The following is a 13,134-nucleotide window of genomic DNA, read 5'->3' on the forward strand; positions in this document are numbered from 1 at the left end:
CCACCTTTCGCGGATTGGCTGTGGCGGTCACCCACATCCATGCCACAGAGTGCCACGCATCTTGCCACCTTCACCAGGGGGGTCACCGTGCACACCGGTCGCCGCATCGTCCATCTCTACGCCGGTCTGGTGCTGTACGGCGCCAGCGACGGCCTCCTGGTCGGCGCCGGTCTCGGCCTGGACCCGTGGGACGTCTTCCACCAGGGGATATCCGATCATTCCGGGCTGAGCATCGGCATGGTGTCGATCGTGGTGGGGGCGGCGGTGCTGCTGCTGTGGTGGCCGCTGCGGCAGCGGCCCGGCCTGGGCACCGTGTCCAACGTCTTCATCGTAGGACTGGCCATGGACGGCACGCTGCGGCTGCTGCCGGAGGTCCACGCGCTCGGCGTCCGGATCCCGCTGCTGGTGGCGGCGATCGTGCTCAACGGAGTGGCGACCGGCCTCTACATAACGGCACGCTTCGGACCCGGCCCGCGCGACGGGCTGATGACCGGACTGCACCGCAGGACGGGCCGGTCGATCCGGCTGGTCCGCACCGGCATCGAGCTGACGGTGCTGGCCGTCGGCTTCCTGCTGGGCGGCAGCGTCGGGGTGGGCACCGTGCTGTACGCGGTGGCGATCGGGCCGCTGGCCCAGTACTTCCTGCGCTTCTTCGAGATCCCGCAGCCGGCCGCACCGCCTGAGCCGGCTCCGGTCACCCCGCCGGAGCCGGAACGCTCGCCGGCCGTCGCGGCCTGCGGGGACCGCCCGGTGGCCGGGGCCGCCGCGGACCCGGCCATACTGCCGTAGGTGAGCGCACCTCCCCCTCCCCCGGTCCACCCGTACCTGGACCATCCGGCACCCCTCGCCTTCGCCCATCGCGGAGGTGCGGCGGACGGCCTGGAGAACACCCTGACGGCCTTCCGCCGTGCCGTCGACCTCGGCTACCGCTATCTGGAGACCGACGTCCATCTGACGTCGGACGGCGTACTGGTCGCCTTCCACGACGCGACCCTGGACCGGGTCACCGACGCGCGCGGCGCCATCGCCGGACGGCCCTGGAGCGAGGTCTCCCGGGCCCGGGTCGCGGGCCGTGAGCCGGTCTCCACGTTCGCGGAGCTGCTGGCGGCCTTTCCCGGTGCCCGGTGGAACGTGGACGTGAAGGCGGAGGCCGCCGCCGGCCCGCTGCTCGACGCGATCCGCACGGCGGACGCCTGGGACCGGGTGTGCGCCGGATCGTTCTCCGAGGCCCGGGTGGCCCGGCTGCGGGCGCTCGCCGGACCCCGGCTGGCCACCTCGCTGGGCACCCGGGGGGTCGCGGGCCTGCGGCTGCGCTCGTACGGCGGCCGGCCGCTGGAGCGGCTGCCCGCGCGGCTGCTCGACGCGGCGGTACGGCGCGGCGCGGTCTGCGTCCAGGTGCCGGAGCGCGTCGCGGGCGTTCCGGTGGCGGACCGCAGGTTCATCGACGCCGCGCACCGGCGGGGTCTGCAGGTCCATGTCTGGACGATCAACGACCCCCGGCGGATGACCGCGCTCCTCGACCTCGGAGTGGATGGCATCATGACCGATCACATCGAGGCACTGCGCACGGTGTTGTCCGAGCGGGGGACCTGGTGGACACGGCGGTAACGGAGACGGCGGTCGCGGAGCGCGCCCTGGAGCGGCGCCGCGAGCAGCACGGCTGGTATTTCTACGACTGGGCCAACTCGGTCTTCTCCACGAGTGTGATCACGGTCTTCCTCGGCCCCTATCTCACGGAGGTCGCGAAGGCCGCCTCCGACGCCGACGGCTATGTGCACCCGCTGGGCATCCCGGTGCGGGCGGGCGCGTACTTCGCGTACACGATCTCCGCCTCGGTGCTGCTGTCGGTGCTGGTGATGCCGCTGGCGGGCGCGGTCGCGGACCGTACCGGCCGCAAGAAGCCGCTGATGGGAGCGTTCGCCTATCTGGGCGCGGCGGCGACCGCCGGGATGTTCTTCCTGTCCGGCGACCGCTATCTGCTCGGCGGCGCGCTGCTGATCGTGGCGAACGTCTCGTACGCGGCGTCCGTGGTGCTCTACAACGCCTTCCTGTCGCAGATCGCGGAGCCGCACGAGCGGGACGCCGTGTCGTCGAGGGGCTGGGCCTTCGGGTACGCGGGGGGCGCGCTGATGCTGGTGGCGAACCTCGGGCTATTCCTGGGCCACGACGCCTTCGGCGTGTCCAAGGGGACGGCGGTGCGCATCTGCCTCGCCTCGGCGGGACTGTGGTGGGCGGTGTTCACGGTGGTGCCGCTGCGCCGGCTGCGGGACCGCCCGTCGCCACGCGCCGCCGCCGGCCCGTCCGCCGGCGACGCCGGGTCCGGCGCGCTCGGCCAGGGCTGGCGGCAGCTGGCGGCCACCGCCCGGGACATGCGCCGCTATCCGCTGACGCTCGCCTTCCTGCTGGCGTACCTCGTCTACAACGACGGCATCCAGACGGTGATCTCGCAGGCGTCGGTGTACGGCTCGGAGGAGCTGGGCCTGGAACAGGGCACGCTGATCACCGCCATCCTGCTGGTTCAGGTGCTGGCCGTCGTCGGCGCGCTGGTACTGGGCCGGCTGGCCGCCCGCTACGGGGCCCAGCGCACCGTACTGGCCTCGCTGGCCGCCTGGACCGTCACCATCGGCGCCGGATATTTCCTTCCCGCGGGTGAACCTGTCTGGTTCTTCGCGCTCGCTGCGGCCATCGGGATGGTCCTCGGTGGCAGTCAGGCGCTGTCCCGATCGCTCTTTTCCCACCTGGTGCCGCGGGGCAAGGAGGCCGAGTACTTCTCCGTGTACGAGGTCAGCGACCGGGGAACGAGCTGGCTCGGACCTCTGCTTTTCGGGCTCACGTACCAGCTGACCGGCAGCTATCGTGACGCGATCATCTCGCTGGTGATCTTCTTCGCGGTGGGGTTCGTGCTGCTGGCCCGGGTGCCGGTGCGCGCGGCGGTGGAGGCCGCGGGAAATCGCGTCCCGGACACAATTTAGGTATTGGGGGTCGCGGGCCGGTAGTGTACGCGGTTGTCCCGCCAGGTTGACCGTTACTGCGCGCCAAAGATACCCAAGCGCCGGGTGACATCTGGTAACAGATGTGACAAAACGGTCAATGGTGGGTACAAACAGGGGCGGCACGACGGTAGGAAAAAGCGCGGCGCGCAGCGCCCTCCGAGAAAGGGTGGCGGTGGGCGACGGGCGGGCGCATGTCCCTCAACGGGAATCTTCACCGCCGACCGGACGTTGACCGGATGACGACGACAGCGACACCTGTCCTGTGGGCGACAAAGCCCGGGAGGCACGATTCATGAGTGAGCGAGCTCTCCGCGGTACGCGACTCGGGGCCACTAGCTACGAGACCGACCGTGGTATCGATCTGGCACCTCGCCAGACCGTTGAGTACGCATGCCGGAACGGACATCGCTTTGAGATGCCGTTCTCGGTTGAGGCCGAGATTCCGTCGGAGTGGGAGTGCCGTGCATGCGGCACCATCGCACTTCTGGTGGACGGAGAGGGCCCGGAGAAGAAGGAAACCAAGCCCGCGCGCACGCACTGGGACATGCTCATGGAGCGGCGCACGCTCGAGGAGCTCGAGGAGGTGCTGGCCGAGAGGCTGGCCGTCCTGAGGTCCGGAGCGATGAACATCGCGGTGCATCCGCGCGACAACCGCAAGAGCGCCTGACCAACAGGCATCGGGCCCGTGGTGACACACGGGCCCGCCCAACACTTCTGCCCCGTGGCGGAGCGCCGATCAGCGCTCTGTCCCGGGGTTTTTGCGGTCCGGGTCCACGACCTCGCCCTGGATGACCTCGCCGGGGATGACCTTGCCGTCGGGACGGTGGATCCGGATCTGCTCGTTGGCCACCCGCGCCTGCTGGAACAGATCACCGATCGAGCCGGAGTCGTAGCTCTTGCGGCGCCCGAGGGCACGGTCCGCCGCCTTGCGCAGCAGCGCGCGGGTCGGCGGGAACAGGCACAGCAGCCCGGCCGCGTCGGAGACGAAGCCCGGGATCATCAGCAGCAGACCGCCGAGCATGCCCAGCGCCGCCCCGGTCGGCTCGCTCCCTGACGGAGCGATCCCCGGTGCGCCGGGGGTCCCCGGAGCCCCGGGCTGCATGGAGACCGTCAGGCTGCGCCAGGCGCTGCGCCCGGCCCGCTTCACCGCGAGCGCGCCGAGCACGAACCCGGCCACGAGCAGCAGCAGGACGGTGAGCCCGCTGGTGGCCGAGGCCACCACGGTCAGCAGCCAGATCTCCAGGACCGCCCAGGCCGCCACCACGAGCGGCGCGAAGGTACGGACGCGCGAGCGCCGGGGACGGACGGGGGGCGGGGTGCTGGTAGTCATACGGTCAATTGTGCCTGGGCCCGGATAAAGCCACGATCACCGGCGGACATCGCCGATCACGCCCGACCGGATCGCACCCCGCCGGAACGCCCCGACCCGACCACCGTCAGCGGGACGAGCGGCCGAAGACCCGGCTCGCCCGGGAGCCCACACCCCAGGCGGTGACCCGCCACAGCGCCTCGACCACGATGTTGCGGCTCATCTTGCTGTCGCCGCGCTCGCGCTCCACGAAGGTGATGGGGACCTCGACGACGTGGAAGCCGGCCTTGACCGTGCGCCAGGCCAGGTCGACCTGGAAGCAGTAGCCGGCCGAGGCCACCTCGTCCATGCCCAGACCCGTCAGGGTCTCCTTGCGGAAGGCCCGGTAGCCGCCGGTGACGTCACGGATGGGCACGTCCAGCAGGATCCGCGAGTACGTGCTGCCGCCGCGCGAGAGGAACTCGCGGGACTTGGGCCAGTTGACGACCCGGCCGCCGGGGATCCACCGGGAGCCGAGGACCAGGTCCGCGCCCTTGAGGGCGGTCAGCAGCCGGGGCAGCTCCTCAGGCTGGTGCGAGCCGTCGGCGTCCATCTCGACGAGGACGCCGTAGCCCTGGTCGATGCCCCAGCGGAAGCCAGCCAGGTAGGCGGCGCCGAGGCCTTCCTTGCCCTGCCGGTGCAGCACATGGACGTGATCGTCACCCGAGGCCAGTTCGTCGGCGAGCTTGCCGGTGCCGTCGGGGCTGTTGTCATCGGCGACCAGGATGTGCGCCCCGGGTACCGAGGACCGGACCCGGGCCACGATCGGCTTGATGTTCTCGGCTTCGTTGTAGGTCGGGATGATGACCAGAACCGTGCCGAGCGGACCGAAGTCCCTCCCCTGGACTCCGTCATGGGAAACCCCACCGCCCTCGTTCACTGCTGCCCCTTCGATTTTGTGGCTTCGCGCCTGCCGAGCGCGATGGCGACAGCGCAGGACAGAATCCCCACCATAGCGAGAGTCCACTCGGGAACCGTACCGACGCGGTCGGCCACGGTGAGCTCGTCGCGCAGCGGGATCCGGGCACTCAGGACATCCTGGGTGAATTCCTTCGTGCGCTGCTCAATGGTGCCGTCGGGGGCCACCACCGCGCTGATGCCGCTGGTCGCGGCGGTGACGATGGCGCGGCCGTGTTCGACGGCCCGCAGCCGCGACATGGCGAGCTGCTGCTCGGGCTGTCCGGTGCGGCCGTACGTCGCGTTGTTGGTCTGGACGATGATCGCGCGCGCCCCGGCCTTCACGGTGTCGTGCACGATCTCGTCGTAGGCGACCTCGAAGCAGATGACGTCGCCGAGCGTGGCGGGGCCGATCTTGAGGACGCCGGTGTTCCTGCCCGGGTAGAAGTCCCGCGGGATCTGGTCGAGCCGGTGGATGACCTTGGTGAGCTCGGTGCGGAAGGGCACGTACTCACCGAACGGCACCGGGTGCTGCTTGGTGTACGAGGCGCCGGGCCCGGAGACCGGGTCCCAGACGATGCCCTCGTTCTGCACATGCCGGGCGTCCGGGCCGTCGACCAGCGCGCCGACCAGGACCGGGACACCCACCGCCCGCACCGCGCCGGTGATCTTGTCGTACGCCTGCGGGTTGCTGAACGGGTCCAGGTCGGAGGAGTTCTCCGGCCAGATCACCAGATCCGGCTTGGGCGTGCGCTTCTCCCTGATGTCCTTCGCCAGCTTGAGGGTGGCCGCGACATGGTTGTCCAGGATCTGCATCGGCCGGCCGAGGAAGTGCATCCCGGGCTGCTGGACGTTGCCCTGCACGATGGCCACCTTGACGAAGTCGGTGGCGTTCGTGGGCACCGGTACCGCGTAGCCGGCGGCGAGCAGGGCGGCCGCGAGCGCGGCGGTCCCGGCGACGGGCAGCAGCGTCCGGGCGGTGCGCGCGGTCCCGGCGGCGCGCAGCCGCAGGGCGGCGAGCACGGCCGCGGCCAGCAGCGTGCCGGTCAGCGCGACGGCGAAGGTCACCAGCGGGGCACCGCCGAGGGCCGCCAGCGGCGTGAAGGACGAGCCGGTGTTGGCGAACGCCAGGCGGCCCCAGGGGAAGCCGCCGAAGGGCAGCCGGTCCCGGGCCAGTTCCTCGGCCACCCACAGGCAGCCGCCCCACAGCGGCCAGCCCGGCAGCCGGGAGGTGATCGCCAGGCCGGCCCCGAGCGCGGCGATGAAGAGCGCCTCCAGCACGGACAGCCCGAAGACCGCGTCGTAGCCGACGACCCGCAGCCACAGCAGCAGCCACAGGAAGAACGGCAGCGCGAAGGCGAAGCCGAGCCAGGCGCCCTGCCGGGCGGTCCTGCCCCGGGTGAGGACGGACAGCCCGGCGACCGCGACGATCGACAGCGGCCACACGTCGTAGGGCGGGAACGCGGCGGCGAGCGCCAGTCCGCAGAGCGCGGCGGCGGCGCTGCGCGGGGCGGCGCGGCGGGCGGCCCGCGCGGCACGGCGGCGCCGGCCGGGCCGCGCGGGCCCGGGCTGGGCCACGTCCGGACCGGCGGCCGGGTCCACGACCGCGTCCTTGGCTGGATCCGCGGCCGGTTCTGCGGCTGGATCCACGGCCGGGGCGGTGTCGGGTCGCGGGCGCACGTCGCGGCCTTCCTGCAGGTGGTGAGCTGGTGCAGTGACGGTACAACGTGTTCGCGCCGGTGCGGGTCGCGGGTGTGCAAAGGCTCGGGCGCGGGAACGCGGGCGGGCGGGCACGGCGCGGGGGCACGGCAGGGGGCGTGGCAGTGCGGGAGCGCCCGCTACGGAACGGGCCCGGAACGCCCTTCGGGCCGACCTGGGACCCGCTGGCTGCGAGTCGGCGCCAAGGCCGTTGTCTACTGGGCGTCCGGGCCCTTCCCGGGTCACACCTGCCGTCCGGCGGCACTCGCCGTGAAGCGAGCCGCTTTCCGTGCCGCTGACGCTGGACCTGGCTGCCAGTGGCGGCGTGCACGTGCGGCGCGACACCCCATGGCCCAGCGGCGGTCGACGGATTCGCGGAGGGTCCCCGGTCCGACGTCCTGTGGTGGACTCGGCCGAACCTACTCGCCCTCGACCGTTGGCTGTCAACAGCCACTTGACCTGCGATGATCCTTCAAATCAGCAGGTCAGTGCGGGGCCCGGCGAGTCGGCGCGACAGGCCGAGGGCACACCGTTCGGCCGCATGTGGCCGCCAAGGGTCACTCGTTCGGCCGTGCGTAGACCGTGCGACCGGACACGACGGTACGCAGCGCGACCGGAAGGGCACGGTCCGGCGCCACGTCCGGCAGGCCCGGGGTGCCCGAACGCGGGTCGGTGGACCAGTTGGCGACCCGCTCGTCAGGGGCCTGCACCACCAGTTCGCCACCGCGCCAGAGCACGTAGTCGGCGGGCGCGCCCGGCATCAGGACGCCGGTGTCGTCCCGGCCGACCGCGCGCCAGCCGCCCCGGGTGTGGGCGTTGAAGGCGGCGCGGGCCGAGATGCGGTGCCCGGGGGTGCGGTGGAACGCGGCGGCGCGCACGGCGCCCCACGGGTCGAGCGGGGTGACGGGGCTGTCGGAGCCGAGGACGAGCGGCACGCCGGCCCGCACCATCGCCGCGTAGGAGTTGAGCGTCCGGGCCCGTTCGGCGCCGAGCCGCTCCGCGTACATGCCCTCCTCGCCGCCCCAGGCCGCGTCGAAGGCCGGCTGCACCGAGGCGATCAGCCCCAGTTCGGCGAAGCCGGTGATCGCGTCGGGCGTCATCATCTCGGCGTGCTCGACCCGGTGCCGCAGCGCCCGGATCCGGTCGGCGCCGACGCGTTCGGCGGCGGCCCGTACGCCGGCCACGACGGAGGAGACGGCGGCGTCCCCGATGGCGTGGAAGCCCGCCTGGACGCCGGCCTCGGTGCAGGTGGCGACGTGGGCGGCGATGGTGTCGGTGTCGATGAAGGAGACGCCGTCGTGCGGGGCGTCGGCGTAGGGCGCGTGCAGGCAGGCGGTGCGGGAGCCGAGGGATCCGTCGACGAACAGGTCGCCGCCCGCGCCGACGGCGCCCAGGTCGCGGATCCGGTCGAGCCCCGAGGCGTCCTTCACGGCCTCCGCCCAGTACCCGAAGACCCGGGGACCGGATTCCGCCGCGGCGAGCGCCAGCAGGCCGGTGAGGTCGTCCTCGGAGGAGATGTCGGGGCCGGCGCACTCGTGCACCGCGCTGATGCCCAGCGAGGCGGCGTGCCGCAGTGCGGCGCGCTGCGCCGCGAGCCGCTGGGCGGGGGTGACGGCGGCGTGCGCGGCGCGGCGTACGGCGTGGTGCGCGTCGCTGGTGAGCGGGCCCTCCGGGTGGTACCCCGGCAGGTCGCGCACCCCGGGGACGAGGTCGAGCAGCGCGGTGGTGACGACGGCGGAGTGCACGTCGACCCGGGTCAGATAGAGCGGCCGGCCGCCGACCGCCTCGTCCAGCTCCTGGCGGGACGGGGTCCGCCGCTCGGGCCAGCGCGACTCGTCCCAGCCGTGGCCGAGCAGCACCCGGTCGCCGGGACGGTCGCGGGAGAAAGCGGCGGTGCGGGCGAGCGCGTCGGCGAGGGAGCCGGCGGCGGTGAGGTCGAGGCCGGTGAGCGCCAGTCCGGTCGCGGTGGTGTGGACGTGCGCGTCGGTGAACGCGGGGGTGACGAGCGCGCCGTCGAGGTGGACCACTTCGTCGACGCCGTCCACGAAGGAGTCGGCGGCGCCCTCGGATCCCACCCAGGCGACGGTGCCGCCCTCCACGACCATGGCCGTGGCGAAGGGGTCGGCGGGGCTGTAGACGGTTCCGCCGCGCAGCAGCACGGTGGTGGAAGGGGTGCGCTCGTTCATGAGGGACAGTCTCTCCCCTGCCCGGAGCGCTCAGATGCGCGGGGGCCTGGCCTCGTACGGAGTGGACAGCACGACGGTGGTGCGGGTGGAGACCCCGGCCAGGGTGCGGATCCGGGCGAGCAGGTGCTCCAGCTCGCCGGGGGTCGCGACGCGGACCTTGAGGATGTAGTTCTCCTCCCCCGCGACGCTGTGGCAGGCCTCGATCTCCGGTACCTCGGCGAGGCGCTCCGCGATGTCGTCCGGCGCGCTCGGGTCGAACGGTTTGATCGAGATGAACGCCGTCAGGGAGAGTCCGACCGCTTCGGCGTCGACGATCGCGGCGTAGCCGCGGATCACCCCGCGCTGCTCCAGCCGGCGCACCCGCTGGTGCACCGCCGAGGTGGACAGGCCGGTGGCCTTGCCCAGGTCGGTGTAGCTCATCCGCCCATCGGCGACGAGAAGTTCCACGATCTGTTGATCCAGCTCCTCCACGGCGGTCAACTTACTGCCCCGGAGGGCCTCCGGCACAGCGGGCAGGGGGCACGCCGGGGCGGGAGGGCGTTCTCCCGGCGCGCGCACGCCCGGAACGGCACCAGATGTGACGAAGGCCACACCGGATGCACCCCATGGTGGCGGCCGCCACGGTTATCGGGCGCGCCGGGCGGGAAGTGCTCGCTATGGCCGTGGCCGTCGTGCCCGGCGGGCCCGTCGAACGGGCGTTCATCCAAGGGGGATCCCACTATGCGCACCCATGTGCGGCCCAGCCGCAGCGAACGTACGCAGCCCGTACTCGAGGAGGACGACGAACGCGCCCAGGCGCTCGAAGCCGCCGCGCTGGACGCCGAGGAGGCGTTCGACGACGAGGTCTACGACATCCTGCGGGTGCACTGCCCGGACTGCGCGCGGCCGATCGCGCTGTTCGAGGGCGAGGAGGTGCTGCCGGAGCACGCGCTGTGCCCCACGCCGTGGAATCCGTTCGGCCTCACCGTCTGTGCCGGTTCCGGGCGCGCGTTGCGGGACGCGCAGCAGGTGGACTGCATGGAGTACACCGGCGAGGATCTCGCCACCCTGCTGACACTGCCGGCCGGACTCGACTGGCGCACCCAGCCGTTCTCGCACGCGTACGGCCCTGAGTCCCGTCCGGTACGGGTGCCGCGCCAGCGCGCGGCCTGAACCCGGCGGCGACCGCCCGCGATGCCGGTGCCGCGTCCCCGGGGGGCGCGGCACCGGCGTGGCGTCACGGCTCGCCCAGGGGACCAGGGCTCGTTCGCCGGACTACGGCTTGCTCTCCGGTCCGGCGAGGTGCCGGGCGATGACCATGCGCTGGATCTGGTTGGTGCCCTCGACGATCTGCAGCACCTTGGCCTCGCGCATGTACCGCTCGACGGGGAAGTCCACCGTGTAGCCGTAGCCGCCCAGGAGTTGCACGGCGTCGGTGGTCACCTGCATCGCGGCGTCCGTGCAGAAGAGCTTGGCCATGGCCGCCTGCCGCGAGAAGTCCCGGCCGGCGTCGCGCAGCCGGGCCGCGGCGAGGTAGAGCGCCCGGCCGGCCTCGATCTTGGTGGCCATGTCGGCGAGCATGAAGCGCAGCCCCTGGAAGTCCACGAGCGGACGGCCGAACTGCTTGCGGGCCAGCGTGTAGGCCAGCGCCTCGTCGAGGGCGCCCTGGGCGACGCCGACGGCGCAGGCCGCGATGCCGAGCCGGCCCGAGTCGAGCGCGGACAGCGCGATGGAGAAGCCCTGGCCCTCCTCGCCGACCCGCCGGCTGTCCGGGACGGTCACACCGTCGAAGTGGACCTGCGCGGTGGGCGAGCCCTTCATGCCCATCTTCCGCTCGGGCTGGGCTGCGGTCAGCCCCGGTGAGTCCGCGGGGACCAGGAACGCGGTGATGCCGCGCGGGCCTTCGGCACCGCTGCGGGCCAGCACCGTGTAGAAGTCGGCGACACCGCCGTGGGTGATCCACGCCTTGGTGCCGTCGATGGTCCAGTCGCCCTCGGCGAGGACCGCGCGGGTGTTCAGGGACGCGGCGTCGGAGCCCGCTGCGGGCTCGGAGAGGCAGTACGCGCCGAGGAGCGCGCCGCCGAGCATGGCGGGCAGGTGCTCGGCACGCTGCTCCTTGGTGCCGAAGTGCGCCACCGCGTGGCAGGCGAGGGTGTGGACACTCACTCCGAGGCCGACGGTGAGCCGGGCGGCCGCCAGCTCCTCCAGGACCTGCAGGTAGACCTCGTAGGGCTGTCCCCCGCCGCCGTACTCCTCCGGATACGGGAGGCCGAGCAGCCCCGCCTCGCCGATGAGGGCGAACGTGTCCCGCGGGAAGTGCCCGGTGTCCTCCTCCTCGGCGGCCCGGGGCAGGATCTCCCGCTGGGCCAGCTCGCGGGTGAGGGCGAGCAGGTCTCGGGCCTCCTCGGTGGGCAAGTGGCGGTCTACCGGCTGCGGGCCGTTGTGAGGCATGGCGGCGCGCTCCTCCCTGTCAGGCGCGGCGGCGACCGCCCAGGGTGTGGCGGTGCCGTACGTCTTGCGATGCCCAGGTGCCGATCGTCTCCCGCCGGGTCTCGGCGCGGCTTGATCAGCGGCTGTGGCGCGATGGAGTATGCCCGATCGGGCGCCCCGCGTCACGGGGCGAGGCCCGGTACCGGTACAGATCAGGGGTCTCCAGGGGCGGCGGCCCGGACTGAGGCGCGTCCCAGGAGCCGTCTCAGGGGCCGGCCGTCCCAGGGGTCGCCCCGGAAGCCCCGCCGGACGGCTGTGAGGCCCCGTCAGGTGCCCGTCAGCCGCAGCATGGCCCACAGGGCCGTCGTGGCGCCCACCAGCGTCAGAGGGACCGTCAGCAGGCCGAGGCGGGTGAAGACGCCCAGCTCCGGATCCTTGCCGTGGTCGCTGAGGATCCGGCGCCACAGCAGAGTGGCCAACGAGCCGGCGTAGGTGAGGTTCGGGCCGAGGTTCACGCCGATCAGGACGGCGAGCACGGGGCCGGGTCCGGCCGTCGCGACGAGCGGCAGCAGGGCCAGCACCGCCGGCAGGTTGTTGATCAGGTTGGCCAGCACGGCGGCGAACGCCGCCACCGCCAGCAGCTCGGGCAGTCCCGCGCCGTCCGGCAGCACCCGGTCCGCCGCGTCGGCCAGGCCGTTGTCGACCACCGCCTTGACGACGATGCCCAGTGCCAGCACGAACAGGCAGAACAGCGGGTTCGCGGCGCTCGCCAGGCCGCGTACGGTCGTCCGCCCGCGGCGCAGCGCCCGCACCCCCAGTACCAGCGCGCCGGCCAGCGCCGCCCAGGCGGGGTTCACCCCGGCCAGCGACGTGACGGCGAAGCCCGCGAGGGTCAGGGCCACGACGACGAGGGTGAACACCGGGAGCGCGGGCCGTGGCACCGGTTCCGCGGCGCGCGCCGGGGCGGCCAGATCGGCGGCGAAGAAGCGGCGGAAGACCAGGTACTCCAAGCCGATCGCCACCAGCCACGGCAGCGCCATCACCGCCGCGAAGCGGGTGAAGGAGAGCCCGGCCGCGGCGAAGGCCAGCAGATTGGTCAGGTTGGAGACCGGCAGCAGCAGCGACGCCGAGTTCGCCAGATGGGCGCAGGCGTAGACATGCGGCCGGGACCGGGTGCCGGCGCGGGCGGCGGTCACGATGACCACCGGGGTCAGCAGCACCACCGTCGCGTCCAGGCTGAGCACCGCGGTGATCAGCGAGGCCACCGCGAACACCCCGGCCAGCAGCCGGCCGGGCTCGCCCCGGCAGGCGCGGGCCATCGCGTCCCCGGCCGCGGTGAACAGCCCCGCGTCGGCGCAGAGTTCCGCGAGCACCAGCACGGCGGCGAGGAAGCCGACGACCGGCAGCAGTTCCCTGGTCTGTGACCAGGCGTCCTGCCACGGCACCGCGCCGGTCGCGGTCACCAGCACCGCGGCCGGCACCGCCGCGGCCGCCTCGGGCCAGCCGCGCGGGCGGGCCACCGCGAACCCGAGGACCAGCAACAGCAGGACGACGGACAGGATCTCGGCGACGGTGCTGCTCAGGGTCGGTCTCCTGGGAACGT

At 72.8% G+C, this 13,134-nt stretch carries 12 protein-coding genes; 5 read left to right on the plus strand and 7 right to left on the minus strand.

Annotation, left to right across the window (positions count from 1 at the left end; translation table 11 throughout):
- Positions 1-39: 39 nt before the first annotated feature.
- The 4 genes from LNW72_RS08905 (at position 40) to LNW72_RS08920 (ending at position 3,660) form a co-directional block, all read left to right on the plus strand.
- Positions 40-789, plus strand: coding sequence for a hypothetical protein (locus LNW72_RS08905; RefSeq protein WP_250974915.1), 750 nt, complete (start codon positions 40-42; stop codon positions 787-789).
- Positions 790-1,608, plus strand: a complete 819-nt coding sequence (locus LNW72_RS08910) for a glycerophosphodiester phosphodiesterase (RefSeq protein WP_250974916.1) — start codon at positions 790-792, stop codon at positions 1,606-1,608.
- A complete protein-coding gene (locus tag LNW72_RS08915; RefSeq protein ID WP_250974917.1) occupies positions 1,593-2,972 on the plus strand; it encodes an MFS transporter in 1,380 nt (459 codons plus the stop codon). Before LNW72_RS08910 ends, LNW72_RS08915 begins: the two co-directional genes overlap by 16 nt.
- Before the next feature lie 313 nt (positions 2,973-3,285).
- Positions 3,286-3,660, plus strand: a complete 375-nt coding sequence (locus tag LNW72_RS08920; RefSeq protein WP_138353051.1) for an RNA polymerase-binding protein RbpA — start codon at positions 3,286-3,288, stop codon at positions 3,658-3,660.
- Between the two features lie 69 nt (positions 3,661-3,729).
- Here LNW72_RS08920 and fxsA read toward each other — a convergent pair whose 3' ends face one another.
- The 5 genes from fxsA to LNW72_RS08945 all read right to left on the minus strand — a co-directional run bounded on the left by fxsA (position 3,730) and on the right by LNW72_RS08945 (position 9,593).
- Complete coding sequence (gene fxsA, locus LNW72_RS08925) at positions 3,730-4,323, minus strand: FxsA family membrane protein (RefSeq protein WP_250974918.1); 594 nt, start codon at positions 4,321-4,323, stop codon at positions 3,730-3,732.
- 106 nt (positions 4,324-4,429) lie between these two features.
- Positions 4,430-5,221, minus strand: coding sequence for a polyprenol monophosphomannose synthase (locus LNW72_RS08930; RefSeq protein WP_250974919.1), 792 nt, complete (start codon positions 5,219-5,221; stop codon positions 4,430-4,432).
- Positions 5,218-6,888, minus strand: a complete 1,671-nt coding sequence (gene lnt / locus LNW72_RS08935) for an apolipoprotein N-acyltransferase (protein WP_374117188.1) — start codon at positions 6,886-6,888, stop codon at positions 5,218-5,220. The genes LNW72_RS08930 and lnt overlap by 4 nt, the downstream gene beginning before the upstream one ends.
- 605 nt (positions 6,889-7,493) lie before the next feature.
- Positions 7,494-9,122 carry an amidohydrolase gene (locus LNW72_RS08940; RefSeq protein WP_250974920.1) on the minus strand — a complete coding sequence of 543 codons (1,629 nt, stop codon included), beginning with the start codon at positions 9,120-9,122 and terminating at the stop codon, positions 7,494-7,496.
- Between the two features lie 30 nt (positions 9,123-9,152).
- On the minus strand, positions 9,153-9,593 hold the full coding sequence (locus LNW72_RS08945; protein ID WP_138353046.1) for an Lrp/AsnC family transcriptional regulator: 441 nt from the start codon (positions 9,591-9,593) through the stop codon (positions 9,153-9,155).
- Positions 9,594-9,842: 249 nt separating this feature from the next.
- Between LNW72_RS08945 and LNW72_RS08950 the strand changes: the two genes are divergently transcribed.
- Complete coding sequence (locus tag LNW72_RS08950) at positions 9,843-10,274, plus strand: hypothetical protein (protein ID WP_250974921.1); 432 nt, start codon at positions 9,843-9,845, stop codon at positions 10,272-10,274.
- Between the two features lie 102 nt (positions 10,275-10,376).
- Here the strand turns inward: LNW72_RS08950 and LNW72_RS08955 are convergent, their stop codons facing one another.
- Both LNW72_RS08955 and LNW72_RS08960 read right to left on the minus strand, forming a co-directional pair.
- Complete coding sequence (locus tag LNW72_RS08955; RefSeq protein ID WP_250974922.1) at positions 10,377-11,552, minus strand: acyl-CoA dehydrogenase family protein; 1,176 nt, start codon at positions 11,550-11,552, stop codon at positions 10,377-10,379.
- Positions 11,553-11,857: 305 nt separating this feature from the next.
- The gene (locus LNW72_RS08960; RefSeq protein ID WP_250980071.1) at positions 11,858-13,114 is read right to left on the minus strand and encodes an SLC13 family permease; all 1,257 of its coding nucleotides are present in this window, start codon (positions 13,112-13,114) and stop codon (positions 11,858-11,860) included.
- Between the last annotated feature and the right edge of the window lie 20 nt (positions 13,115-13,134).

It is taken from the genome of Streptomyces sp. RKAG293 (genome assembly GCF_023701745.1).
In the GTDB taxonomy this organism is placed as follows: Bacteria; Actinomycetota; Actinomycetes; order Streptomycetales; family Streptomycetaceae; genus Actinacidiphila.